Consider the following 25959-nt stretch of genomic DNA (forward strand, 5'->3'; position numbering starts at 1 on the left):
CTTGCGGCACCGCACCTTGCGGTTTTCCCGACGGGTCCGCATCGCGTCATCAAGGGAGGGAACGGGGTTCCTGTCGACCATCAGCCAGCGCACGCCTCACCGGTTCCCCGAAAAGACACAAGGGATCCAATAAGAAAGCCTCCCCCCGGCGGCGTCAAGGGAGGTTGGGAAAGGGTAGTGTCTCAGTTTGAATTTTCCAGTTCCGAGAAACTGAAGGGGCCGCTGTCGTGTGACAGCGACCCCTTCAAGTATCTGGCTTGGCGTTTCCGGCGGGCGGATCATTTCACCGGCTGAGAGCTTCTTTGAGAAAGCAGTAGGACTTATCACAATATAACCAGTACATATTGTCCGTCGTTTTAATTGTCAAACAGGCATTTAGGCATTCCTAAGACTTCTGCGGAATAGTGGGCGGTCCGACCCGTTCGAATTGGTGGCGATCTGCGTAAATCTTCCAGCCACGCAGTTCGTCAAGCGTCCTGACCCAAGTAACCAGCGTATCAGAAAGAACGAGTTCTGGCGGTATATACAGATGGCCTATCGCGAACTGCTCAACTCTGTAGCGCACACTCTCGTTTTCAAAGCTTTCATCCAACCTGATAAGCCCGGTTGACTGCACGCCGAGATTGGGTTCAGTAGCGCTAATTATCCGTGGCATTCCGGCCTCCTGATCGTATTTGCCACTAGGCATCTAGAAACGCGCAGCTAGATGCGAACGCCCTTTGAGCAGCGTTCGCCTGCGAACGAAATTTAAACTGAGACACTACAAAAATTTTGTGATTTTCCTACAACACAAACCGAAACGTTGGCGGCTACTTTGACCAACCAACGCTTCAGTTTTTTTGCGACAGATCATCCGCCAGAATAGCCATTCCGACGAGCGTTATCAACGCAATCGGAACGGTTCACATACCCTTGAGAAGATGCCCCAACAATCCTGCCGTTCGATGCAGTACGGGTCCATCTCCATTCACCGGCGTTATCCTTATAAATAGTCCACGAATCATTAGCGCCAGACATCTGCTTACCCTTCGAAGATTGCACAAAGCCTCTGCCTCGCAGCGGCAAATGCGATTCAGGGGTAGATGCTAGCGCGTTCAAGACTAGCAGAAAGAAAGTATGAGTATATTTTCTCCAATTCCCTCAAAAGTCCAATAATAACAGTCTACGAATGAATACATAAGGATGCTACTCCGCCTTCCTCTCCAAAATCAGCGTCGACAGCGGCGGGATGGTCAGGTCGAGCGAGTGGGTGCGGCCGTGCCAGGGGGTTTCCTCGGCATAGACGCCGCCGCCGGGGTTGCCGACGCCGCTGCCGCCGTATTTGCCGTCGTCGGTGTTGATCCGCTCCACATAGCGACCGGGCAGCGGTACGCCGACGCGGTAGCCGTACCGGGGAATCGGCGTGAAGTTGCACACGGCGATGACGATGTGCCCGGACTCGTCGGCCTTGCGCAGGAAGGTGAAGACCGAATTCTCATTGTCGTTCGACTCGATCCATTCGAAGCCGGACGGGTCGCAGTCGGTCTTGTGAAGCGGCTCCAGCTCGCGGTAGACGCCGTTCAGGTCGCGCACGAGGTCGCGCATGCCCCGGTGCATGGGCTGGTCCAGCAAATGCCAGTCCAGGCTCCGCGCCTCGCTCCACTCGCTCCACTGGGCGAACTCGCCGCCCATGAACAGCAGCTTCTTGCCGGGGTGGGCGAACATGAAGCCGTAATAGGCGCGCAGGTTGGCGAATTTCTGCCAATCGTCGCCCGGCATCTTGTTGATGAGAGACCCCTTGCCGTGAACCACCTCGTCATGGCTGAGCGGCAGCACGAAGTTTTCGGAGAACTGGTAGATCAGCCCGAAGGTCATCTGGTGGTGATGGTAGCGGCGGTGGATCGGGTCGTTCTGCATGTAATGCAGCGTGTCGTGCATCCACCCCATGTTCCATTTGTAGCCGAAGCCGAGGCCGCCGAGATAGGTCGGCTTCGACACCATCGGCCATGACGTGGACTCCTCCGCCACCGTCATGGCGCCCGGCTGCTGGCCGTAGACCAGCTCGTTCATGCGCTTGAGGAAGGCGATGGATTCGAGGTTCTCGCGACCGCCGAACTTGTTGGGGACCCACTCCCCTTCCTTGCGGCTGTAGTCGAGATAGAGCATGGAGGCGACGGCATCGACGCGCAGCCCGTCCAGCTTGTAATGGTCGAGCCAGAACAGCGCGTTGCCCAGCAGGAAGTTCTGCACCTCCGTCCGGCCGAAATTGTAGATCAGGGTGTTCCAATCCTGGTGGAAGCCCTGGCGCGGGTCGGCATGCTCGTAGAGATGCGTGCCGTCGAAATCGCCCAGCCCGTGCGGATCGGTCGGGAAATGGCCGGGCACCCAATCCAGCAGCACGCCCAGCCCGGCTCGGTGGCAGGCGTTGACGAAGTCCTTGAAGTCCTCCGGCGAGCCGTGGCGGGCGGTCGGGGCATAGAGGCCGATGGGCTGGTAGCCCCAGGAACCGTCGAACGGATGCTCGGTGATCGGCAGAAGCTCGATATGGGTGAAGCCCATGTCCTTGGCGTAGGGGATCAGCCGCTCGGCCAGCTCCTGATAGGTCAGGAATCGGTTGTCCTCCTCCGGCACCCGCGCCCAGGAGCCGAGATGGACCTCGTAGATGGAGATCGGCGCGGTGCGGTCGGAGGTGGCGAGCTTGCGGCTCTGCCACTCCTGGTCGCGCCACTCGTAGGGCGGCAGGCCGTGCACGACCGAGGCGGTGGCCGGGCGCATCTCCGCCTGGAAGGCGTAGGGGTCGGCCTTGGCCGGCATCAGGTTGCCGTTGGGTCCGCGAATCTCGAACTTGTAGCGTTGGCCGGCACGGGCGTGGGGGACGAAGATCTCCCAGACGCCGACCTCGACGCGCCGGCGCATCGGCAGGCGGCGGCCGTCCCAGTTGTTGAAGTCGCCGACGACGCTGACGCTGCGGGCGCTCGGCGCCCAGACGGCGAAGGAGACGCCGGCGACGCCGTCGACCTCGCGCGGGTGGGCGCCCAGCTTCTCGTAATTGCGCAGGTGGGTGCCCTCGGCCAGCAGATGGACGTCCAGTTCGCCCAGCATGTTGCCGAAGCGGTAGGCGTCCTCGAACTCCTGGGTCGCCAGCGGGTATTGGGCGCGCAGGCGGTAGCGGAAGCGCTCCGCCCGGTCGGGCATCACTGCGAGGTAGAAGCCGTCCTGGTGGATGCGCTCGGCCTCGCCCGCCGGTTCGCCGGTGGCACTGTCGATCACCCACAGCTTTTCTGCGCCGGGCACGAAGGCGCGGACCTCCACCGGGCGGCCGGGCGCCTCCTGCTGCATGCCCAGCACGGCGAAGGGATCGCCATGGTCGGCCCGCGCGATGGCGTCCGCCGCCGCGCGCAGGGCCTCGGCCCGGTGATCGGTACGGGGCTGACCGCCGTTACGGCCTTCGGGGACGCCGGTCTGCGCCTGGTCCTTGCGGGTGTCCGTCGTCATGTCGCTCGCCATTGGCCAAGTGCCCTTCTTCGTGGAGGCCCTATCGTCTTGTGGACCATTACTGTCCCAACCCCGTCATCCCCGCGAAGGCGGGGATCCAGGCTAACGCGCCAAGCTCCATTTTGGGGAGCCCTGGATTCCCGCCTTCGCGGGAATGACGGCCGACGAGGAGTCGCATAGCGCAAAGTCTCGCCGGAACGCCTTCTCCGGACGTGAACATACCCGCGGCGGTTTCGTCACACCATGCCCGCCGCGGATTTGTCCGCTCACCCCTTCGCGCCCGCCTCATTGGCATCGTCGAGCAGGCCCAGCACGCCCTTGACCGGGATGCCGATCCAGTTGGGCCGGTTCGCCGCCTCGTAGCCGATCTCGTAGAAGGCCTTTTCCAGCAGGAACAGGGTCAGCAGGCCGCGCGCCGCCTCGTCACCGGCCCCAGTCTCCGCGGGCCAGACCGGACAGCCCTCGATCGCCGTCCGGTAGCCGTCGAGGAAGGAGTCGATGCTGCGGCGTTCCCAGTCGAGGGCGGCGGCCAGCGCCGGGCTGTCACCGCTGTTGGCACCCTCGCCCGCGCTGTCCAGCCGGAACAGCGCCGCCCAGGCGGCATAGTTGAAGGAGCGCAGCATGCCGGCCACGTCGCGCAGGGCGCTGGACTTGGCGCGGCGTTCCTCCAGCGTCTTCGCCGGCTCGCCTTCGAAGTCCAGGATGTACCAGTCGTTCTGCGCCCGCACGACCTGACCCAGGTGATAGTCGCCGTGGATGCGGGTCTTGACGCCGTCGATCCGCATGCCCGCCAGCGCGTCGAGCCGCGCAATCGCCTCGGCCCGGCGGGCAAGCAGCTGTTCGGCGTCGGCGCGCACGTCGGCCGGCAGACGGTCCAGCGTTCCGGGCAGGGCGGCGAAGGCGGCCTCCGCCTGGGCGCGGGCGGCATCGGCCCAGCGGGCCAGATCGTCGGGCGTGATCGGCTCCGGATCGAAGGCGGGCCTGCCGGTGGCCTGCGCCAGTGCGCGATGCAGTTCGGCGGTGCGCTGCCCCAGCGTGGTCATCATCACCAGATGCATGCCGAAGGGCTCGCCCGCCTCCGCCGCATCCTCTGTGGTGCCGGCGACGCCGAGGCGGATGTCCTCCAGCTGGCGTTCCAGCTCCTCCACCGTGCTGGCCCAGCCGTCGCCCTGGTTGCGGACGAAGGCCTGCGCCACCGCCAGCGCGGTGGGCGTGCCGTCGGCCGCCACCTGCTCCACCGTGCCCAGCAGGGCCGGGGTGTTGGCGAAGCCGACCTCCGTCAGGAAGCGGCCCATCTCGACCTCGGGATGCTCGCCCTCCACCAGCCGGCGCAGGACCTTCAGCACGATCTGGCTGTCGACCAGGACGGAGGTGTTGCTCTGCTCCACGCCCAGCCGCCGCACCTCGGTCTCTTCCGACAGCTCGATGGCGGCCAGCGCGTCGGTGGCGGTGAAGCGGATGCTGCCGCTGCCGGCCATCCCCGGCGCGGACATCGCCTGCAGAGTCTCGCCGCGCCGCAGCGCCTCGATCAGTGCAAGCGCGAAACTGTCGGCCTGCACCGCGTCATAGATGGCGCCGGTTCGGGGTCCGCGCCGCACCTTGGCCAGCGTGTAGGGAAGCAGCGGCCAGCCGGTGCCGCCCGCCCCGTTCTCCCAACTCATCGCCATCGGCAGGAAATAGCTCTGGTCGGCGGCGTCGCCGTCCACGCCGACCCCGCTGAGGCCCACCTGCGTGCGCACCAGCATGAAGCCGTCGCCCGGCCCCGGCAGCTGGGCTGCCATGGTGACGTGCGAGCGGGTGATGCGGCGGTCCTTGGCGGAGAACCAGCGCTGCTTGGGCAGGAAGGCCTGCAGGACGTCGCGGCCCAACTCGTCCGCCGCCTTGCCGCTGGTCAGGCTGTGCCAGCCGTCGCGCACCACCACGGTCAGCAGGTCCGGCACCGGCTCCGGCGGGGTTTCGTGCCAGGTCGGCAGCTCCGCCTCGGCGGTCAGCGCGAACCAGTAGAAGCCATAGGCCGGCAGCGTCAGCAGATAGGGAAGGTCGCCGATCGGCGGGAAGACGGTCCGGCCCAGCAGCTCGACCGGAATGCGGCCCTTCCAAGTCTTAAGGTCCAGCTCAACCGCCTGGGCCGAGCGTGACAGGTTGGCGACGCACAGCGCGATCTCCGACCCGTTTTCCGTCTCCAGGCAGCGGACATAGGCCAGCACCTTGCGGTTGCCGGGATAGAGCAGCGAGAAGCTGCCGCGGCCGAAGCTCTGGCGCTGCTTGCGCACCGCCACCAGCCGCTTCATCCAGTTCAGCAGCGAGGAGGGGTTGCGGGCCTGCGCCTCCACATTGACGGCCATGAAGCCGTAGATCGGGTCGAGCACCGCCGGCAGGTAGAGCCGCGCCGGGTCGGCGCGCGAGAAGCCGCCGTTGCGGTCGATCGACCATTGCATTGGCGTGCGCACGCCGTCGCGGTCGCCGAGATAGATGTTGTCGCCCATGCCGATCTCGTCGCCGTAATACAGCACCGGCGTGCCGGGCATCGACATCAGCAGGCTGTTCAGCAGCTCGATCTTGCGGCGGTCGTTCTCCAGCAACGGCGCCAGGCGGCGGCGGATGCCGAGGTTGATCCGCATGCGCCGGTCGGCGGCGTAGAAGTTCCAGAGATAGTCGCGCTCGCTGTCGGTGACCATCTCCAGCGTCAGTTCATCGTGGTTGCGCAGGAAGATGGCCCACTGGCAGTCGGCCGGGATGTCCGGGGTCTGGCGCATGATGTCGGCGATGGGATGCCGGTCCTCCATCGCCACCGCCATGTAGATGCGCGGCATCAGCGGGAAGTGGAAGGACATGTGGCATTCGTCGCCGCCCTTCTCCGGATCGCCGAAATAGGGTAGCACGTCCTCCGGCCACTGGTTGGCTTCGGCCAGCAGCATGCGGTCGGGATACTCGGCGTCCAGCGCGGTGCGGATCGCCTTCAGGACGTCATGCGTTTCCGGCAAATTCTCGTTGTTGGTGCCCTCGCGCTCCTTCAGGTAGGGGATGGCGTCGAGCCGCAGCCCGTCCACCCCGATGTCCAGCCAGAAGCGCATGACCTTCAGCACCTCCTCCAGGACTTCGGGATTGTCGAAGTTCAGGTCGGGCTGGTGCGAATAGAAGCGGTGCCAGTAATAGGCGTTGGCGACCGGATCCCAGGTCCAGTTGGACTTTTCGGTGTCGCAGAAGATGATGCGCGTGCCCTGGTATTTCTGGTCGCTGTCGGACCAGACATAATAGTCGCGGTGGTTGGAGCCGGGAGGCGCCTCCCGCGCACGCTGGAACCAGGGATGCTGGTCGGAGGTGTGGTTGATGACCAGTTCGGTGATCACCCGCAGGCCGCGGTTGTGGCATTCCTCCATGAAGCGCCGGAAGTCGTCCAGGTTCCCGTAGGTCGGGTTGACCGAGGTGTAGTCGGCGATGTCATAGCCGTCGTCGCGTAGCGGGGACGGATAGAAGGGCAGAAGCCACACCGCCGTCACCCCCAGATCCTGGATATAGTCCAGCTTCTGGGTCAGGCCGGCGAAATCGCCGATGCCGTCGTTGTCGGCGTCGAAGAACGCCTTGATGTGCAATTGGTAGATGACGGCGTCCTTGTACCAGAGCCGGTCCTGCCGATCGATCATGGGTCCAGCACTTTCGAGAAGCGATTGACGGAACACGTGTCGCGGGAACACGGGACGGAAACAAGCCAACCGCTCGAAGGTTTCACCCGGCGAGCCATCAGGCAACCCCTGACTTCCGGATATGCTCGACGGCAAAAGTCAGGGGCCGCAACGGTCGGGAGTGTTTTCGAGCCGTAAGTCCAAATGCGCGGCAATCCGGACTGGACATGGAGTGGCGCGGAAGAGTTATCCAGGCGGGCCAGTTGACATACCATCCAGCGCCCGCAACCTGGCCGATGGATCATTCGCAATCATCGACGCACAACCGCGCCAGATCGCGCACCGCGCGGTCGAGCGTCGCCGGGTCGTGGGCGGCGAAGCCCAGCAGCAGGCCGTTGCCGGCGATGCCGCCGGCGGCGCGATGGTAGCTGGACAGCGGCGGCGTGGTCAGGCCGATGCCGGCGGCGCGCTCGGCCAGGGCATGGTCGGGGCAGTCCGGCGGCAGGCGGAGCAGGACATGCATGCCGGCCTCCCCCGCCTCGGCCGTGGCGAAACCGTCGAAGGCGCCTGCGATCGACTCCAGGATGGCGGTGCGCTTGGCGGCGTAGAGGGAGCGCATGGCCCGCAGGTGCGAGGCGAAATGGCCGTCGGCGAGGAAACGGTGCAGGGCCGCCTGCGGCACCACGCTGGTTCCGCCGTCGAAATGGCGCCGCGCGGCGCGCACCGGCTCGACCAGATCGGGCGGCACCACGACATAGCCGAGCCGCAGCGCCGGGAACATCACCTTGCTGAAGCTGCCGACATAGATGACCCGCCCGGCACCGTCCAACCCCTGGAGGGCGGCCAGCGGCGGGCCGGCATAGCGGAACTCGCTGTCGTAATCGTCCTCGACGATCCAGGCGTCGCGGGCCGCCGCCCAGTCCAGCAGGCGCAGGCGCCGCGCGAGGCTCATGGTCACGCCCAAGGGGAATTGGTGGGAGGGGGTGACCAGCGCCAGCCGGGCGTCGGCACCGCGGGCCATGCCGGCGGCGACGTCGATCCCCTCCCCGTCCACCGGCACCGGAATCAGCCGTGCCCCGGCCCCCAGCAGGGCGGCGCGGTTGCCGGGCCAACCCGGCTCCTCCACCCAGGCCGCATCGCCGGGGTCGAGAAGCAGTTGCGCCAACAGTGCCAGCCCCTGCTGCGCGCCGGAGACGATGACGACCTGCTCCGGCTCGCAACGGACGGCACGGATGGCCCGCAGACAGGCAGCGATCTCCGCCCGCAGCGGAGCGTGGCCCAGCGGGTCCGGCTCGGTCGCAAGCGTCCGCCCGCCCTGGCGCCAGCAGCGTCCGAGAAGCTGCGCCCACAGGGCGAAGGGAAAGACGCCGAGATCCGGCGTGCCGAGCGCGAAGGGCCGCCCCACCCGGTCACGCGCGATGGCCGGCGCCTCGGCCAACACACGGCCGCGGACGGACAGGCCGACACCCCGGCGGACCTCGTCGCGGGCCGGAATGCTGCCGGGCGCCGCATCGGGAAGCGAGGCGGCGACGAAGGTGCCGGCCCCCACCCGCCCGGTGACGTAACCCTCCGCCAGCAGCGTGTCGTAGGCGGTCACCACCGTGTTGCGCGACAGCCCCCAGTCGGCGGCGAGCGCCCGGCTGGGTGGCAGTCGCTCCCCCGGACGCAGGCGGCCATCCAGCACCGCCTGACGCAGCGCGCGGTAGAGTTGGCGGTGCAACGGCTCCGCTCCGTCACGGTCGAGCGCCACCGGGCCGAGGCTGGAGAGAACCGGAACTGCCGACCGGGCCATGGCGATCCTCCGTGGGATGAGCGGATTGGTCCCTATCGAATCGACATTCCGGACCTTTCGAGAGAACCATTCTGCGGGCCATTCTGGGCCATCGCAACAGTTCCGGCCTTGAGCACGACCATGACCAGCCTTCCAGCCGCTTCCTCCGCCGCCCTGGCCCAGACCCCGCGCACCCGGCCGGTGCGGCTGGGCGACCGCGGCAGCCATGACGTCGCCCTGATCCACGCCATCATCGACGAGGCGCCGATCTGCCACGTCGGCTTCGTCGACGACGCCATCAAGGGCCAGATCGAGGGCCAGGGCGCCCGCTCCCCCATGGTGATTCCGACGGTTCCCTGGCGCGTCGGGGACGAACTGATGATCCACGGCGCCTCCTCCAGCCGGATGATCCGGCGGCTGCAGGAGGGAGGCGAAGCCTGCATCACCCTGTCGCTGATCGATGGATGGGTGCTGGCACGGTCGGCCTTCCATCATTCCGTCAATTACCGCTCGGTCATGCTGTTCGGCCGGCCGCGGCTGGTGATGGAGGAGGCGGAGAAGCGCGCCGCCCTGGATGCCCTGATGGAGAAGATCGAACCCGGCCGCAGCGCCAAGGTGCGGGCGCCCAATGCGCAGGAGCTGAAGGCCACATCCGTGCTGGCCTTCCCGATCGCCGAGGCGTCGGCCAAGCGGCGCTCCGGCCCGCCAAGCGACGACCCGGAGGATATGGCTCACCCGGTATGGGCGGGCGTGGTGCCCTTGCGGCTGACGGCCGGGGAGCCGGAACAGGACCCGGCCCAAACAGGAGTCTGAGAGCAGGCTGGAACGGAAAAAGGCCGCGGCGGGAAAACCCGGCGCGGCCTTTTTCTTGCGGTTTCTCCCGCAGGCGGGAAGGCCGATCCGAAACCCCCGGAGCGGCCCCCTGCCATCCGTCCTTAGGACGACGGAGCGTTCAGCAGGCGCGGCAGGATCTGCGCACGACGGTTGGACGGCTCACGCACGTTCGGACCGGTCTGGACCAGCAGCTGGCTCTCGCCCTTGCCTTCGGTCGTGATGTTGGCAGTCTGGATGCCCTTGGCGACCAGAGCCTTCTTGACCGCGTCGGCACGACGCAGCGACAGCTTCTGGTTGTAGGCCGGCGAGCCCGACGTGTCGGTGTGGCCGACGACGTGGATCTTGGCGCCACCGTTCTTCAGGATGGCCGACACCGCGTCACCGATCACGCGATCGGCGGCCGGGGTGATGGTCGACTTATCCCAGTCGAAGAACACCAGATATTCGCTCTGGACCGCAGCGACGGCGGCCGGAGCCGGAGCAGCGGCGGCCGGCGGGCACGGATAGCTGCCCTGATGGATGACGTAGCCGCCGCCGGCGGTGCGGGCGGCGACGCCTTCCTTGACCTGACCGTTCCACCCGATGACCGGGTTGCACCACTCGGTGCCCTTGCCGACCAGGCTCGCGTCCTGGGCATTGGCGGCCGCCGACAGACCGAAAGCGACGATGGCGGCCGGGATGGCAGCCAGACCCGCGCGAACAATAGTCTTCATTGTCTTCACTCCCTTCCAGAACCCTTCCCCATCAGAGTGCCTGCGGGGGATGAACCTATCAACCGAAGCATCCGCCCATGTGCAAGCGCGGCAGCGACCATCCCAACATGTGGTGTGCGGTGGTGTTCCGACACCTCAGCCGATTGGCCGAACCGTACCTGTTCTTGGACCTATGCTCCACTTCCATAGCAGCTTTTCCGGTAGGATTCCGCCAAATCCGTGTAACGGTGGCTGAGAACCGGAAAAACCGCGAGATCGCGCTCCGTCAGCTCGCGAACCGGTCTAGCAGGGCTGCCGGCCCACAAGAATCCGGACGTCACCCGCTTTCCGGGCGTCACCAGAGCACCGGCGGCGACCATCGCCCGCGACTCGACATAGGCCCCATCCAGGATGCAGGCCTTCATGCCGATGAAGCAGCCGTCTTCCAGCGTGCAGGCGTGCAGCATCGCCATATGGCCGACGGTGATGTCGTCTCCGATGTAGGTGCCCTGCCCTTCGGCGGCCACGTGGACCACGGTGCCGTCCTGGAGGTTGGTGCGAGCGCCGATTCGGATCTCGTTGACGTCTCCACGCACGGTGCAGCCGTACCAGATGCTGCTGTTCGCCCCGACCACGACATCACCGATCACCGCCGCCGTTTCCGCGATGAACGCGGTCGGGTCGACGGTGGGCAGAATGCCGTTGAAGGCGCGGACAAGGCCGGTCATCAGGTCGTACCGAAGTCGTGCATGACGGGCCGGATTGAAGCACCGTAAGGCTTAAGGCACCACCTGATTTCGCATTGACAGGGCAAAGCAAATCCCGATTGGTGCCTCTGTGCAACAGTGCGGACAGGGGGCCACAACGCTGTCACAGCCCCCTCGTGCTGACTTGTTACGGGAAAAGCGGCGCCTGATCGATGCCGGTGGTCTCGCCCAGCCCCATCATGACGTTCATGTTCTGGATGGCCTGGCCCGAGGCGCCCTTCACCAGATTGTCGATCACCGACACGATGATGGCACCGCGCGGGGTGCGGTCGGCGACCACGCCGATCAGATTGTGGTTGGACGCGCGGACATGGCGCGTCGCCGGGACCACGCCGGCCGGAGTCACCCCGACGAAGGGCTCGTCGGCATAGCGGGCGGCCAGTGTTGCGCGCAGGTCGTCGGCGGTGACGCCGTCGGCCATGCGGACATAAATGGTCGCCATCATGCCGCGGTTCATCGGCACCAGATGCGGGGTGAAGGAGACGGTGACCGGCCGGCCCGCGGCCAGCCGCAGCTCCTGCTCGATCTCCGGCATGTGGCGGTGGTGGCCGACGCCATAGGCGTTGAAGCCCTCCGACACCTCGGTGAACAGGTTGGCCTGCTTGGCGTCGCGGCCGGCGCCCGACACGCCGGACTTGGCGTCGATGATGATGCCGCCCGGCTCGATCTGGTTCTCCAGCAGCAGAGGCAGCAGAGGCAGCAGCGAGCAGGTCGGGTAGCAGCCCGGATTGGCCACCACCCGCGCCTTGCGCACGCCCTGGCGGTTGAACTCGGTCAGGCCGTAGGCGACCTCCTTCTGCAGGCCGACGGCGCGGTGCTCATGGCCGTACCAGGTGGCGTATTCGGCCGGGTCGCTCAGACGGAAATCGGCGGACAGGTCGACCACCTTCAGCCCGCTGGGCAGGCCGGCGATCACCTCCTGCGTAGTGCCGTGCGGCAGGGCGCAGAAGATGAAGTCCAGGCCGTCCCACTTCAGCTGCTCGATCTTCACCAGATCGGGCAGGCCATAGCCGCCCAGATGCGGGAACACCTCCGCCATCGGCTTGCCGGCCTGTCGTTCGGCGGTCAGGGCAGAGATCTCGACGTTCGGGTGGCGCAGCAGCATGCGCACCAGTTCGGCGCCGGTGTAACCGGAAGCGCCCAGGATGCCGACGCGGATTTTCGAACCGCCGGGAGTGCTGCCCGGAATGCTGATCGAGGCCATGGAGGCGATGTCCTTCGCTTGACGGGAGGAACGCTTGATTGGTGATACCGGGACAAAAAGAAAGGGGCGCCCCTTTCGGGACGCCCCTCGCTTGTACCGTAAAGCAGCAGGCCCGTGTAGGGATTAGCGCTTCGAGAACTGGAAGCTGCGGCGGGCCTTGGCGCGGCCGTACTTCTTGCGCTCGACCGTACGGGCGTCGCGGGTCAGGAAGCCGGCGGCCTTCAGCGGCGGGCGCAGGGCCGGCTCGAAGTAGGTCAGCGCCTTGGAGATGCCGTGACGGACGGCACCGGCCTGGCCCGACAGACCACCACCGGCGACGGTGGCGACGACGTCGAACTGGTCCAGACGCTCGGTCACGCCGAACGGCTGGGCGATCATCATGCGCAGCACCGGACGGGCGAAGTAGACCGACTGGTCGCGGCCGTTCACGGTGACCTTGCCGGTGCCCGGCTTGATCCACACGCGGGCGACGGCGTCCTTGCGCTTGCCGGTGGCATAAGCGCGGCCCTGGGCGTCCAGCTTCGGAGCGGCGAGCTCCTCGGTGACGGTCGCGGTGGCGGCGGCGCCCGTCAGTTCCTTGAGGCTGGAGAGGGTGGTGGTGACCTGGGCCATGCTTACGCGCTCCGCTTATTCTTCGGGTTCAGGGCGCCGATGTCGAGGGCGACCGGCTGCTGCGCATCGTGCGGATGCGTGGCGCCCTTGTAGACCTTGAGATGGGTCATCTGCTGACGGCCGAGCGGACCGCGCGGAACCATACGCTCCACGGCCTTCTCGATCACACGCTCCGGATACTTGCCGTCCAGGATCTGGCCCTTGGAACGGCCCTTGATCCCGCCCGGATAGCCGGTGTGCCAGTAGAAGATGTCGGCATCGCGCTTGTTGCCGGTCAGCTTCACCTTCTCGGCATTGATCACGACGACATGGTCGCCGCAATCCATGTGCGGGGTGTAGGTCGGCTTGTTCTTGCCACGCAGGATGTTCGCCAGGATGCTGGCGAGCCGGCCGAGAACGAGGCCGTCGGCGTCGACGACGTACCACTTCTTCTCGATATCGGTCGGCTTCAGATTGAAGGTCTTCATCGCCACACTCGTTTCTTCGAATACGGATCGGCAGGCCGCCGAATCCGGGGCGCCGAAGCGGACGGCTTTCTACGGGCAGCGGCACACCTCTGTCAACCGAAAAATTTTCCTTTGATATCAGCGCCTTGCGAGAGCGGTAATTAGATACCTCTTTGCCAAACCCATTGATAATAAACAGATTTTTACGCGGCCCCATCCACACGGTAATGAGATACCGCAACAGTGACGGGATCGTGCGGGGGGATGGAGTAGGTGCCGGTGACATGGGCGACCGGCTCCGGATCGCCTTCGGAGAACAGCAGGATCTCGCCATAGGCCAGCCGCTTTCCCAGCTTCAGGACGCGCGCCTCGGCGACGATGGCGACGGGGGGCGGGCGGCGCAGGAAGTTGATGGTCATGCTGGTGGTCACCGCCAGTTCCACCCGCCCGATCAGGCTCAGCACCGCGCCATAGAGCGCCACGTCGGCCAGCCCGAACATGGCAGGACCGGTGACGGTGCCGCCGGGCCGGACGAAATCGTCCTTGTAGGGCAGCCGCAGGCGGATCGTGCCGGCGCCGAGGCTGTCGACGACGATGCCGAAGTTGCCGACCAGGGGAACCCCCTCGCGGATCAGCTCCTCCAACTCCTCCCTGGTCATTGCCGGAATAGGGGCTGGAGTGGGGGCGGGAGCGGCACTGTGTGCGGAATCGACGGCGGACATGGACCCTCGGCCGGTGATCTTACGGTTGGATCACCGGACTGTGCGCCATCCCGTCCATTCGGACAAGTATGGAGCTACAAGCATGGAGCTACTCGGCCGGCTTCGCCTCTGCTGGAACGGGAGCCGGAAGAGGGTCGGCGAACGGTGCGGAAACCGCAGGCGCCGGGGCATTGCCGGCAGGAGCGTTGTCGGTGGGGGCGGTCAGGCGAATGGGGCCGCCGCCACTGGACGGCGCAGGGCCGGCGGCGGATTCGGACGCGGCGGATGCAGACGGGGCAGATGCGGCGGGCGGGGCGAGCGGCACCGTCCTGACGTCCGATTTCGGCGTTTCCGGCTTCGGGGGTTCCACCGCGGCCTCCGTCTTGGCCGGATCGGCTTTGACCGAATCGGCCTTGGCGGCCGCGGACTCGGCGGGCGACGAATAGTCGGGCACGATGCGGGCCTGGCTGCCGGTGATGACCAGAACCTTCTGGCCGATGGGCAGCGGCTGCGGTTCCTTCTGGGTCAGCGACAGCAGGTCGCCGTTGGATTTGCGGACGATGTATTCCCAGCCGGTGGTGTCACCGGCGATATGCTCCATCGCCGTGCCCAGCAGGCCGCCGATCGCCGTGCCGCCGACGGTGCCCAGCGCTGCGTTCATGCCGCCGGAGCCGACCTGCGCCCCCAGGATGCCGCCGGCCGCCCCGCCGCTGACGGCGCCGACCGTGCCGTTGGCGCTGATCGCCACCTGACGGAATCCGACCACGACCGCCGGCTCCACCTTGTTGGCCTGCTGGACCGCGCTGGAGGAGTAGGTGTTGGGCGAATAGTCGGAGGTGCAGCCCGCAAGACCGCCGGCCGCGGCGACGAACAGGCAAAGGGAAACCGATCTGAGCACGGGGGATCCATCCGTTTTGAGGCCCGTCCTGTCTCTTACGGCAAAGCAAGCCTGCTCGTCACCGGGCAAAATCCGGACAAGGCCGGAAGGCTGCATTGCGGTGCCGCGATGTCCGGTGACGGATCGTCGGCAACGGCTGCGCCCCTGCGCTGTTGGGAAGGCATCGTCACAACCGGGGGGAAGCCACGGTGAACGATGCGGCCAAGGCCGGCGGCTCTAACAAGAAGACACCAGGCCCGATCTACGACGTCTGATTTCCTGCCGGCGTCAAGGTGTTGGCGCCGAAAGAAAAGGGCCGGGGAAGAGCCTGTCTTCCCCGGCCGTTTTCCATGCAGTCGGATCGCGGCCGGCGTCAGCGGCCGGCGGGTTGGTCGGCAGCTTTCAGCGACAGGTATTTCAAGGTCAGGGTCGGCACATTCTCGATCACCCAGGAGGCCATCGCCTCCTCCTCGCGCAGCGATGTCTGCAGAAGCGGGACGGCGAAGGCGAAGTTGCCGGCATCCGCCACCGTCAGCAACGACCGGTAGCTCGCCACCTCGAAATTCTCGAAGGCATAGTTGGCGAAGGAGTTCTTGAGGATTTCGTCCTCGGCGAAGCTGTGGCCCAGCGCCGCCAGATTGCCCATGATCGACAAGGCGGTGTCCTTCAGGCCCGAATGGCTTTCCTGCAGTTGGTCCAGGATCTGGTCGAGCCGGGTGATCTGCGCCTCGGTCTCGCCACGGTGCATGCGCAGATGGTCGGAGACTTCCGGATAATTCACCAGACGGTCAAGCTGGCGGTCCATCAGCGCGAGCGCCTGCTGTTCGACCGCGTGGGCGTTGCGCAGACCGGTGACGAACAGCGCGCGCGTGAGGTCCGCGGGATAGGCAGCCATGATTATCCTCCTTGTGGTGTCAACGCTCTGTTGAACGTGCTCTGTTGAACGTCTGCCCGCACCAACAGGGCGGCCACGCTTTCGACGCCCTACCGCTTCAGGCCTACTCCGACGGAACAGGCGGACAGTCCCTTGGCTGCCGGACCGGCCGGGAGGTGCCCCGACCAGGACACGGACGCACGGTTGCCGGGGGAGGGTTGCACCGGGGAAATGACGGGATGACCCACTGCACCTCCCCCGCAAAAGACATCCCCGTCAAGAGATTGGCCCTGCCCGGCTCGCTGGGCGCCGTGGCCGTCCTGATCCTTCTGCTGGCCGGGCTGACCGCCTGGCGCCGGACCGAGCCGGTGGACCTGACCGGCTGGCGCGCCGAACGGCTGGCCGCCTTCCAGGTCTGGCAGGCCGAAGGCGCGGCGCGCGAGATCTGGGACCATCCCGACGCCCCGGTGCTGGTGACGGTGCCGGCCGGCAGCTTCCTCCAGGGTTCGCCGGAGACGGAGGCGGAGCGTTTTCCGGGAGAAGCGATTCAGCGGCCGGCAACGATCCGGCACCCCTTCGCGCTCGGCAAATACACGGTCACCCGTGGCGAGTACGCCCGCTTCGTCGAGGACAGCGGATATCGGTCGCAGACCATCTGCCGCGGCTACACCGGCGAGACCGAGCTGCTGCCGCGCTGGCACTTCTCCTGGCGCCGGCCTGGATTCGACCAGACGAACGCCCACCCGGCGGTCTGCGTCAGCTGGTACGATGCCAAGGCCTATGTGGACTGGCTCAGCCGCCGCACCGGCCACGCCTATCGCCTGCCGACGGAGGCGGAGTGGGAGTATGCGGCCCGTGCCGGCACCGCGACCGCCCGCTGGTGGGGCGAAGACCCGGCGGCGGGATGCGGCGCGGCGAACGGCGCCGACCTGACCGCCAAGGACCGCTTCACCGACTGGGAGGTGGCGGCCTGCCGCGACGGCGCCCTGTTCACCGCCCCGGTCGGCAGCTATCGGCCCAACGGCTTCGGCCTGTACGACATGCTGGGCAACGTCTGGCAATGGGTGGAGGATTGCGCGGCCGACGCATCCGCAGGTTCCGAAGAGGCCGGGCGGAATTGCCCGCGTCGGACGATGCGTGGTGGGTCATGGCACAGCCACCCGCGCTATGTCCGCTCCGCCGTGCGGCGGGTGGATGGGGCGGAGAGCGGATATGCCGCTTACGGATTCCGCGTCGTCCGCGAGCCCTGATCCTCCGGCCAAAGCCCTGCGCTCAGCTTCGCAGCACGTCCAGCGCCGACAGCCCCTGCACCGCATGGTCGAGGAAGGCGCGCACCCGGCCGGGCATCAACCGCGCCGTCGGCACCACGGCATGGACCGGCAGCGGCGCCGGCTCGGCATGCGGCATCAGGCGCACAAGGGTTCCGGCGGCGATGTCGTCGGCCGCCTGGTAGGACAGTGGCCGGGCGATGCCATGCCCATCCCGCGCGGCGAGCAGGGCCGGCTCGATGTGGCTGACCGCCAGCCGCGGGGTGACCCGCACCACCCGCTCCCGCCCGTCGACCAGGAATCGCCAGTCCGGCGGACCGGGACGGGCCATGGACAGGATGATGTCGTGGCCGGCCAGATCCTCCGGCATCGAAGGCGTGCCGCGCCGCGCCAGATAGCCGGGGCTGGCGACCAGATAGCGCCCGACCTGCCCCACCCGCCGGGCGACGAGGCCGGAGTCGGGCAGCGGGCCGATGCGGATCGCGACGTCCAACTCCTCCTCGATCAGGTCGAGATTGCCGTCGGACAGCACCAGCTCGACCCGGATGTCGGGGAAAGCGCGCATGAAGTCGAGGACCAGCGGCGTCACATGCTTGCGCCCGAACATCACCGGAGCGGTGACGCGAAGCCGCCCGCGCAACGGCCGGTCGGTGCCTGTGGCGGCCAGCGCCTCGTCATAGTCGGCCAGCAGCCGGCGCGCCTGCTCCGCCAACCGCCACCCGGCGTCGGTGGGGGAGAGGTTGCGGGTGGTGCGCTCGATCAGCCGCAGGCCCAGCCGCTCCTCCAGCCCCGACAGGGCGCGGGTGACGGCGGGCGCCGACCGCCGCAGCCGCTTGGCCGCGCCGGCAAGGCTGCCGGCCTCCAGGATCGCGACGAAGATCGCCAGTTCGTCCAGCCGGTCCACGATTGTTCCGATTTCTGGAAGAGTGCCTTTTGATCAAAGCGCATTCCCGCGTCGGTGCGCAAGTGGTTGGCTGTGGGCATCCGCGATCCAACAAGGAGGTGCTTTCCCATGAGCCTTAATACCGATCCCGCCATCACGCTCTACGGCATGCGTCTGTCCGGTCACGTCCACCGGGTGGAAGCGTTCCTGAACATCCTCGGCCTGCCCCACCACTATGTCGAAACCGACGCCGACCGGCGGCGGTCGGACGCCTTCCTCGCGCTGAACCCGCTCGGCCAAATCCCGGTGCTGGTCGATGGCGACCTCGTCCTGCCGGACTCCACCGCCATCCTGGTCTATCTCGCCGACCGCTATGACGCCTCCGGCCTGTGGAACCCGAAGGCGCCGGAGGCGGCGGCGCGGGTGCAGCGCTGGCTGTCGATCGCATCCGGCGACCTGCGCTTCGGGCCGGCGCTGGCGCGCATCCTGACGCTGTGGGGCGGGGCCGGTTCGCTGACCGATGCGCAGAGGGTCGCGGAGCGCGTTCTCCGCTTCATGGACGGGCATCTGGCCAGCCGCGACTGGCTGGCGGCGGAGCGGCCGACCATCGCCGACATCGCCTGCTACGCCTATGTCGCCCGCGCCCCGGAAGGGCGCATCCCGCTCGATCCCTATCCGGCGGTCCGCCGCTGGCTGGAGCGGGTGGAGGCGATTCCGGCACTGACACCGATGCCGCAGAGCGCCATTCCCAGCGCCATTCCGCAGCATGCCTGAACGCCCTTCGCCTCGAACACAGGAGCACGGCCATGGACCAGGACCGCATCCCCGATCCCTTCCATACCGGCGAGCGGGAGGCGCAGGCGCGGGCCGGGTTCCGCGTGCCGTCGGCGCCGATCCGCGACCGGCTGATCCCCCAGCACCAGGAGTTCTATCCGCTGCTGCCCTGGCTGCTGGTCGCCGCACGGGACGAGGCCGGCGACCCGTCGGCCGGCGTGCTGACCGGCGCCCCCGGCTTCGTTGCCGCGGCCGATCCGCGGACGCTGTGGGTGCGGCCGGACGTTGGCGCGTGGCAGCCCTGGCCGTCCGGGCCGGCGGTCGGGGATCCGGTGGCGGCGCTGGGCATCGACCTCGGCACCCGGCGACGCAACCGGGTAAACGGCCGGGTGTCGGCGCGCAACGGGCAGGCCTTTGCGATAGGGGTGGAAGAGAGCTTCGGCAACTGCCCGCAATACATCCATGTCCGCCGGACGGAGGCCGCACCCCCCTCCCCCGCCGGAGCGGTGGAAGCACTGTCCGGATTGGACGGCGAGGCACGGCGCCTGATCGGTGCGGCGGACACCGCCTTCGTCGCCTCCGCATCGTCGACGGGAAAGGACGCCCGGCTGGACGTGTCGCACCGGGGCGGGCCGGCGGGCTTCATCCGCATCGACGGCGACCGGCTGATCGTGCCGGACTATGCCGGCAACCGCTATTTCAACACGTTGGGCAACATGCTGCTGAACCCCCGCGCCGGGCTGCTGCTGGTCGATCTCGCCGGCGGCGACGTGCTGCACCTGACCGGAGCCGTCGGCATCGACTGGGAGCCCGACTCCGCACTTCCCAATGCGCAGCGGAGCTGGAGCCTGCATGTGGAGCGCGGGTGGCGGCGGAAGGCCGCGATCCCGTTGCGCTGGACCCGGTTGGAGGACGGCAGCGGGACACCCTGACGCAAACGTACTCGGATACCGTGGCGCAAGCGTCACTGGACCATCGCCAAGCACTTGAAACTGTGCTTCGATGACGATTCCATGACACTTGATGGATGGGTGTGTCGATGCGCAAATCCGCCTGTTCCGGGCGCTGGTCGCTGCTGCCCGGTGCGGTTGTCCTCTCCCTTCTCGCCGGTCCAGCCCTTGCCGCCGATCCGGCTACGCAGGGTCCGGTGCCCCAGAACGACCTGCTGAACGCCGAGCTGTGGATGCAGCGGTCGGTCGAATACAAGGCCAACGCGCTGGCCGTCTATGCGCTTGGCAAGATCCAGCTGGACAAGGCGCTGGCCGACAGGACCTGGACCGCGGCGACCGAGCAGACCGGCAATTACCAGGACCTGCCGCCGGCCGTGGTGCTGGACCTGGACGAGACGGCGATGGACAACTCCGCCTACCAGACCGGGCTCGTGACCACCGGCACGGACTTTTCGCCCAAGACCTGGGATGCCTGGGTGAAGGCGGAAAAGGCGACCGCCGTGCCGGGCGCGGTGGAGTTCACCCGGTATGCCGAGTCGAAGGGCGTCAAGGTCTTCTACGTCACCAACCGCAGCGCCGACCAGGAAGAGCCGACCCGCCGCAACGCGCAGGCGCTGGGCTTCCCGATGGGCGGCAACGTCGATACCTTCCTGATGTCCAAGGAAAAGCCCGATTGGGGTTCGGCGAAGAGCACGCGGCGCGCGGCCATCGCCAAGGAGTACCGGATCGTCCTGCTGTTCGGCGACAATTTCGGCGACTTCTCCGACGCCTATAACGGCAGCGACGCGGAGCGGCTGAAGGCCTACGAGTCGGCGAAGGAGCATTTCGGGCGCGACTGGCTGATGCTGGCCAATCCCGGCTACGGCTCGTTCGAGAGCGCGCCCTACGGTCACAATTTCAAACTCTCGGCCGACGAAAAGCGGGCCAGGAAGGTCGGTGCGCTGGAACCCTGGGTGGCGCCGGCCCAGTAAGCGCGTGACGTATGGGGGTGCGCCGGTCCGAGACGAACTCTCAGAAGATCAGGCGCACCGCCTGCACGATCACCACCCACGGCGCGCCGATCATCACCGTCCACACGGCCAGACGCGGCAACCCGCGCATCTTGCGGATTTTCGGCTCGGCGGACGGGGCGGCTTCGAAAGAGGTGGCGTTGTAGATCGACATGGCCTGCTGCTCCATGAGCAAGATGACGGTGACGCCATCATGCGGTTTCGATCCTTAACGACCTTTAAAGAGCACCGTCTTCCAAGTCGACGTTTGCGCATTACCTCGACCGGGTAAGTATGCTCCCGGCGAACGCGGTGTCGTGACGCTGTCCGGCAGCCGTCACGATGCCTCAAGGAGAGGGACGTTACGGCTTCGCCACGTGCCAGACGTTGTTCACCCCGTCACCGGTGGTGTCGCCGGGCTTGGCGTCCTTGGCCCAGGTGTAGAGCGGCTTGCCGTCGTAGGCCCATTGCCGGGATCCGTCGTCGCGGGTGACGACGGTGTATTTGCCCATCGGCTTGGCGGAGGCGGGAGCCGTCAGCGGCGGCCAATTCGTTGCGCAAGGCCCGTTGCAGGCCGACTTGCCTGCCGTGTCCTTGTCGAAGACGTAGAGCGTCATGCCCTTCGCGTCGGTCAGGACGGGACCCATCGCGGTCTTGCCCATCATGGCCGGTTCTTTTTCCTGGGCGAAGGCCGGCGCGCCGAACAGGACGGCTCCCAGGCCGAAGGCGGCGACAACACGGATTGCGGACTTCATTGCACGGTTCCTCCCAAAGCAGGCCCGCCGGATGGCAGGCCCGATGGATCAAAGACGCAATGGCCGTCCGGTTATTCCGCAGGTCGCCCACAGAAAATTACCGCAAGCAGTGTTATACCGTCAGGTACTTGCGCACCTCCTGCTCGTCCAGGCCGCTGCGCGGACCGGACAGCATCACCTCGCCACGCTCCATCACCACCCAATCGTCGGCAAGGTCGCGGGCGAAATCGAAATACTGCTCCACCAGCAGGATCGCCATCGTGCCCTTGTCGCGCAGATAGGAGATGGCGCGGCCGATGTCCTTGATGATCGACGGCTGGATGCCCTCGGTCGGCTCGTCCAGAACCAGCAGGCGCGGGCGGGTCACCAGGGCGCGGCCGATGGCGAGCTGCTGCTGCTGGCCGCCGGACAGGTCGCCGCCGCGGCGGTCCAGCATGGATTTCAGCACCGGGAACAGCTCGAACACCTCGTCGGGAATGGAGCGTTGCGAGCGCGGCAGCGGGGCGTAGCCGGTCAGCAGGTTTTCCCGCACCGTCAGCAGCGGGAAGATCTCGCGCCCTTGCGGCACATAGGCGATGCCGCGGCGCGCCCGGTCGGCAGGCGCCATTTTCGTCACGTCGGCGCCGTCCCAGCCGATGGAACCGCCGGACACCGGCTTCAGCCCGACGATGGCGCGCAGCAGGCTGGATTTGCCGACACCGTTGCGGCCGACCAGGCAGGTGACCTTGCCGATTTCGGCCTTCATGGAAACGCCGCGCAGAGCCTGGGCGGCGCCGTAATGCAGATCGAGGGAACGAATGTCCAGCATCATGGGATCTCCCGTCAGCGGCCGAGATAGGTGTCGATGACCTGGCTGTTCGCGCTGACCGCATCCAGCGAGCCTTCGGCGAGAACCGAGCCTTCGGCGAGCACGGTCACCTTGACGCCGAGTGCGCGGACGAAACTCATGTCATGCTCGACCACGATCACCGAATGCTTGCCGGCGATGCTGCACAGCAGTTCCGCCGTCTGTTCGGTTTCGGCGTCGGTCATGCCGGCGACCGGCTCGTCAACCAGCAGAAGCTTGGGGTCCTGGGCCAGCAGCATGCCGATCTCCAGCCACTGCTTCTGCCCATGCGACAGGCTGCCGGCCTGACGGTTGCGCAGAGCCGACAGGCGGGTGATGTCGAGGATCTCCTCGATCCTGCTGCGGTCATCGCGGCTGATGGCGTAGGTCAGCGTTTTCAGCGGACGGCGCGGCGCCTTCAGCGCCAGCTCCAGATTGTCCCACACCGTGTGCGGTTCGAAGACGGTCGGGCGCTGGAACTTGCGGCCGATGCCGAGGTTGGCGATGGCCGCCTCGCGCAGGCGGGTCAGGTCGGTGGCGCCCTCGAACAGGATGGTGCCGGTGTCGGGGCGGGTCTTGCCGGTGATGACGTCCATCATCGTCGTCTTGCCGGCGCCGTTGGGACCGATGATCGCCCGCATCTCGCCGGGCATCATCACCAGAGACAGGCTGTTCAGCGCCTTGAAGCCGTCGAAGCTGACCGACACGCCGTCGAGATAGAGAAGGGTCGATTCCGCACTCATGGGTCAGGCTCCCTTCTGGCCAGCGGTCTGGTTTGCGGTTTGGACGTTGGGAAGGGCGGCGGTCTTGTTGCGGCGCGGCAGCTTCGCGGTCAGCTGGCCCCACAGGCCGAGCAGGCCCTTGGGCAGGAACAGCGTGACCGCCACGAACAGGCCGCCGAGAGCGAACAGCCACAATTCCGGCAGGGCGCCGGTGAAGTAGCTCTTGCCCATATTGACCAGAACGGCACCCAGGATGCCGCCGGCCAGCGTGCCGCGCCCGCCGACGGCGACCCAGATCACCGCCTCGATCGAGCTGGCCGGGGCGAATTCCGACGGGTTGATGATGCCGACCTGCGGGACGTAGAGGGCACCCGCGACGCCGGCCATGCAGGCCGACAGGGTCCAGGCGAACAGCTTGTAGCTTTCGGTGTCGTAGCCCATGAAGCGGACGCGGCTTTCCGCATCGCGCAGCGCCACCAGCACCTTGCCGAGCTTCGACGCGATGACGCCGGACGCGATCATGTAGGAGAGCGCCAGCGCCGCGACCGTCGCCACGAACAGCGCGACGCGGGTGGTGTCGGCCTGGATGTCGTAGCCGAGGATATCCTTGAAGTCGGTCAGGCCGTTGTTGCCGCCGAAGCCCATGTCGTTGCGGAAGAAGGCCAGCAGCAGGGCGAAGGTCAGCGCCTGGGTGATGATCGACAGGTAGACGCCGGTGACGCGGCTGCGGAAGGCGAACCAGCCGAAGGCGAAGGCCAACGCGCCGGGCACGACCAGCACCATCAGCGCCGCGAACCAGAACTGGTCGAAGCCCCACCAGTACCAGGGCAGCTCCGTCCAGTTCAGGAACACCATGAAGTCGGGCAGCTCCGGGTTGCCGTAGACGCCGCGCGGGCCGATCTGGCGCATCAGGTACATGCCCATGGCATAGCCGCCCAGCGCGAAGAAGGCGGCATGGCCGAGCGACAGGATGCCGCAATAGCCCCACACCAGATCGAGCGCCAGCGCCAGCAGCGCGAAGCACAGGTATTTGCCCAGCAGCGAGACGGTGAAGACCGAGAGGTGGAAGGGCGAGTCCGCCGGCACCCACAGCGTCATCACCGGGACCGCCACCGCCAGAACGGCGAGGATCGTCAAAACGATCCCGGCCTTGCGGTCCAGCCCCATCAGGAAAAAGCGCAGCAGCATCGGATCAGGCCTCCACCGCGCGGCCCTTCAGCGCGAACAGGCCGCGCGGACGCCGTTGGATGAACAGGATGATGAAGATCAGCACCAGGATCTTGCCCAGCACCGCACCGGCATAGGGTTCCAGGAACTTGTTGATGGAACCCAGCGTCAGGGCGCCGACCAGCGTGCCCCACAGGTTGCCCACCCCGCCGAACACCACGACCATGAAGCTGTCGATGATGTAGCCCTGGCCGAGGTTGGGGCTGACATTGTCGATCTGGCTCAGCGCCACCCCGGCCAGCCCGGCGATGCCGGATCCGAGACCGAAGGTCAGCGCATCGACCCGCGCGGTGCGGATGCCCATGGCGTTGGCCATCGGCCGGTTCTGCGTCACCGCCCGGATCGACAGGCCGAACCAGGTGCGCTTCAGCGCCACCAGCAGCGCGGCGAAGACGGCGAAAGCGAAGATGACGATCCACAGCCGGCCGTAGGTGATGGTCAGGCCGCCCAGTTCGAAGGCGCCGGACATCCAGCTGGGCGCCCCCACCTCGCGGTTGGTCGGGCCGAAGATGGAGCGGACGGCCTGCTGCAGCGCCAGCGACAGGCCCCAGGTGGCGAGCAGCGTTTCCAGCGGACGGCCGTAGAGCCAGCGGATCACGCTGCGCTCGATGACGATGCCGACGCCGCCGGAGACGATGAAGGCGGCGGGCAGCGCCACCAGGATCGACAGGTCGAACAGGCCGGGGGCGTAGGCGCGGAAGAACTCCTGCACCAGGAAGGTGGTGTAGGCGCCGATCATCACCATCTCGCCATGGGCCATGTTGATGACGCCCATCACGCCGAAAGTGACGGCCAACCCAATGGCGGCCAGCAGCAGCACCGAACCCAGCGACAGCCCGTACCAGAGATTCTGCAATGCGGCCCAGAAGGCCAGCTTCTGCTCCAGGGTGGAAACGGCGGCGGCGGCCAATTTCTTGGTGACGTCGGACGCGCCGGAGCCGGCGACCATGTTCAGCAGCACCAGCGCGTCGCGGTCGCCGCGGGCGGTCAGCGTGTCGGTCGCCGACTGGATTTCGGCGTCGGTCATCTTCGACGCGGCCTCGCCGGTCAGCAGGATGGCGGCACGCGCCTGCTCCATGGCGGCGCGGATGCGCGTGTCCTGTTCCTTGGCGATGGCGGCGTTCAGCGTCTCCAGCGCCTGGGCGTCGCGGCTCTTGAACACCGCATCGGCGGCGGAGCGGCGGACGCCGGCATCGGGGCTCATCAGGGTGAGGGCACCGAGCGAGGCGCTGATGGCGCGGCGGAGCGCATTGTTGATGCGGATCTTCTCGACCGCGGCGGCCGGCGCATCGCCGAGGGCAGCGCGGCTCAGCGGGTCGGTCAGGGTATAAGCGTCGCCGGCCTTGCGGGCGATCACCACGGCCCCGTCGGCCTTGCGAACGAAGAGGTCGCCGGACTGGAGCGCCTCGATCACCGGCACGGCTGCCGGGTCGCCGGCCTCCGACAATTGCGCCAGGGCCTTTTCGGTTCCGGAATAGCCGCCGCTGCCCAGGGCCTGGACGAGAGGGCGCAGATCGGTTGCTCGGGGGTCGGCGGCGAATGCGGCGGTCGATGTGGCGACCACCACATAGAGCGCCATCAGCCAGCGGAGAGCGCGTCGCATCGCGGGTCCTTCGGTGCGGGGGTTAGAAATGCGAAACGCTTGCTCTCTCCCCTCCCCGGCCCAGCGGGAAAGGGGAAAGGGGAAAGG

The 25959-nt window shown here is 67.0% G+C and carries 24 protein-coding genes; 5 read left to right on the forward strand and 19 right to left on the reverse strand.

Annotated features, from left to right (window positions below):
• Positions 1-849: 849 nt before the first annotated feature.
• The 4 genes from F1643_RS10390 to F1643_RS10405 form a co-directional block, all read right to left on the reverse strand.
• Entirely contained in the window at positions 850-1017 is a 168-nt protein-coding gene (locus F1643_RS10390; RefSeq protein ID WP_194913007.1) for a DUF1508 domain-containing protein, read from the reverse strand.
• Between the two features lie 168 nt (positions 1018-1185).
• A complete protein-coding gene (glgB, locus tag F1643_RS10395) occupies positions 1186-3474 on the reverse strand; it encodes a 1,4-alpha-glucan branching protein GlgB (protein ID WP_370540561.1) in 2289 nt (762 codons plus the stop codon).
• 266 nt (positions 3475-3740) lie between these two features.
• Positions 3741-7118: a maltose alpha-D-glucosyltransferase gene (gene treS / locus F1643_RS10400; RefSeq protein WP_194913011.1), complete on the reverse strand. Its 3378-nt coding sequence runs from the start codon at positions 7116-7118 to the stop codon at positions 3741-3743.
• A 280-nt stretch (positions 7119-7398) separates the two neighbouring features.
• Positions 7399-8889 (reverse strand): PLP-dependent aminotransferase family protein, encoded by a 1491-nt coding sequence (locus F1643_RS10405; RefSeq protein ID WP_194913014.1) that lies wholly within the window; start codon positions 8887-8889, stop codon positions 7399-7401.
• 120 nt (positions 8890-9009) lie between these two features.
• On the opposite strand from F1643_RS10405, the gene F1643_RS10410 reads away from it, so the two are divergent.
• Entirely contained in the window at positions 9010-9681 is a 672-nt protein-coding gene (locus F1643_RS10410) for a pyridoxamine 5'-phosphate oxidase family protein (RefSeq protein ID WP_194913016.1), read from the forward strand.
• A gap of 122 nt (positions 9682-9803) precedes the next feature.
• On the opposite strand, the gene F1643_RS10415 is transcribed toward F1643_RS10410, so the two are convergent.
• The 8 genes from F1643_RS10415 to F1643_RS10450 all read right to left on the reverse strand — a co-directional run bounded on the left by F1643_RS10415 (position 9804) and on the right by F1643_RS10450 (position 15896).
• Positions 9804-10415, reverse strand: a complete 612-nt coding sequence (locus F1643_RS10415; RefSeq protein ID WP_194913018.1) for an OmpA family protein — start codon at positions 10413-10415, stop codon at positions 9804-9806.
• 170 nt (positions 10416-10585) lie between these two features.
• Complete coding sequence (locus F1643_RS10420) at positions 10586-11122, reverse strand: gamma carbonic anhydrase family protein (protein ID WP_194913020.1); 537 nt, start codon at positions 11120-11122, stop codon at positions 10586-10588.
• A 166-nt stretch (positions 11123-11288) separates the two neighbouring features.
• The gene (argC, locus tag F1643_RS10425; RefSeq protein WP_194913022.1) at positions 11289-12365 is read right to left on the reverse strand and encodes an N-acetyl-gamma-glutamyl-phosphate reductase; all 1077 of its coding nucleotides are present in this window, start codon (positions 12363-12365) and stop codon (positions 11289-11291) included.
• 123 nt (positions 12366-12488) lie between these two features.
• Complete coding sequence (gene rpsI, locus F1643_RS10430) at positions 12489-12977, reverse strand: 30S ribosomal protein S9 (RefSeq protein WP_194913024.1); 489 nt, start codon at positions 12975-12977, stop codon at positions 12489-12491.
• A gap of 2 nt (positions 12978-12979) precedes the next feature.
• Positions 12980-13444, reverse strand: coding sequence for a 50S ribosomal protein L13 (rplM, locus tag F1643_RS10435; protein WP_194913026.1), 465 nt, complete (start codon positions 13442-13444; stop codon positions 12980-12982).
• Positions 13445-13626: 182 nt separating this feature from the next.
• Positions 13627-14082, reverse strand: coding sequence for a PaaI family thioesterase (locus F1643_RS10440; protein WP_194913085.1), 456 nt, complete (start codon positions 14080-14082; stop codon positions 13627-13629).
• Positions 14083-14233: 151 nt separating this feature from the next.
• Positions 14234-15022 carry a glycine zipper 2TM domain-containing protein gene (locus tag F1643_RS10445; RefSeq protein ID WP_194913028.1) on the reverse strand — a complete coding sequence of 263 codons (789 nt, stop codon included), beginning with the start codon at positions 15020-15022 and terminating at the stop codon, positions 14234-14236.
• Positions 15023-15374: 352 nt separating this feature from the next.
• Positions 15375-15896, reverse strand: a complete 522-nt coding sequence (locus F1643_RS10450; protein ID WP_194913030.1) for a ferritin-like domain-containing protein — start codon at positions 15894-15896, stop codon at positions 15375-15377.
• A 218-nt stretch (positions 15897-16114) separates the two neighbouring features.
• Between F1643_RS10450 and F1643_RS10455 the strand changes: the two genes are divergently transcribed.
• Entirely contained in the window at positions 16115-17125 is a 1011-nt protein-coding gene (locus F1643_RS10455) for a formylglycine-generating enzyme family protein (RefSeq protein WP_194913031.1), read from the forward strand.
• 22 nt (positions 17126-17147) lie between these two features.
• On the opposite strand, the gene F1643_RS10460 is transcribed toward F1643_RS10455, so the two are convergent.
• Positions 17148-18047, reverse strand: a complete 900-nt coding sequence (locus F1643_RS10460) for a LysR family transcriptional regulator (protein WP_194913032.1) — start codon at positions 18045-18047, stop codon at positions 17148-17150.
• Between the two features lie 108 nt (positions 18048-18155).
• Here F1643_RS10460 and F1643_RS10465 point away from each other — a divergent pair, with 108 nt between their 5' ends.
• The 3 genes from F1643_RS10465 to F1643_RS10475 all read left to right on the forward strand — a co-directional run bounded on the left by F1643_RS10465 (position 18156) and on the right by F1643_RS10475 (position 20721).
• A complete protein-coding gene (locus F1643_RS10465; protein WP_194913034.1) occupies positions 18156-18800 on the forward strand; it encodes a glutathione S-transferase family protein in 645 nt (214 codons plus the stop codon).
• Positions 18801-18832: 32 nt separating this feature from the next.
• Complete coding sequence (locus F1643_RS10470; RefSeq protein WP_194913035.1) at positions 18833-19732, forward strand: pyridoxamine 5'-phosphate oxidase family protein; 900 nt, start codon at positions 18833-18835, stop codon at positions 19730-19732.
• A 107-nt stretch (positions 19733-19839) separates the two neighbouring features.
• Complete coding sequence (locus tag F1643_RS10475) at positions 19840-20721, forward strand: 5'-nucleotidase, lipoprotein e(P4) family (protein WP_194913036.1); 882 nt, start codon at positions 19840-19842, stop codon at positions 20719-20721.
• 40 nt (positions 20722-20761) lie between these two features.
• Here F1643_RS10475 and F1643_RS10480 read toward each other — a convergent pair whose 3' ends face one another.
• The 6 genes from F1643_RS10480 to urtB form a co-directional block, all read right to left on the reverse strand.
• Complete coding sequence (locus F1643_RS10480) at positions 20762-20914, reverse strand: hypothetical protein (RefSeq protein WP_188092578.1); 153 nt, start codon at positions 20912-20914, stop codon at positions 20762-20764.
• 187 nt (positions 20915-21101) lie between these two features.
• A complete protein-coding gene (locus F1643_RS10485; protein WP_194913037.1) occupies positions 21102-21494 on the reverse strand; it encodes a hypothetical protein in 393 nt (130 codons plus the stop codon).
• A gap of 112 nt (positions 21495-21606) precedes the next feature.
• Complete coding sequence (gene urtE, locus F1643_RS10490) at positions 21607-22302, reverse strand: urea ABC transporter ATP-binding subunit UrtE (RefSeq protein ID WP_108548032.1); 696 nt, start codon at positions 22300-22302, stop codon at positions 21607-21609.
• Positions 22303-22316: 14 nt separating this feature from the next.
• The gene (gene urtD / locus F1643_RS10495) at positions 22317-23063 is read right to left on the reverse strand and encodes an urea ABC transporter ATP-binding protein UrtD (protein ID WP_194913038.1); all 747 of its coding nucleotides are present in this window, start codon (positions 23061-23063) and stop codon (positions 22317-22319) included.
• Between the two features lie 3 nt (positions 23064-23066).
• Positions 23067-24230: an urea ABC transporter permease subunit UrtC gene (gene urtC / locus F1643_RS10500; RefSeq protein ID WP_194913039.1), complete on the reverse strand. Its 1164-nt coding sequence runs from the start codon at positions 24228-24230 to the stop codon at positions 23067-23069.
• Positions 24231-24234: 4 nt separating this feature from the next.
• On the reverse strand, positions 24235-25872 hold the full coding sequence (gene urtB / locus F1643_RS10505; protein WP_194913040.1) for an urea ABC transporter permease subunit UrtB: 1638 nt from the start codon (positions 25870-25872) through the stop codon (positions 24235-24237).
• Between the last annotated feature and the right edge of the window lie 87 nt (positions 25873-25959).

Origin of the sequence: Azospirillum sp. INR13 (genome assembly GCF_015390205.1) — a bacterium.
Classification (GTDB): domain Bacteria; phylum Pseudomonadota; class Alphaproteobacteria; order Azospirillales; family Azospirillaceae; genus Azospirillum.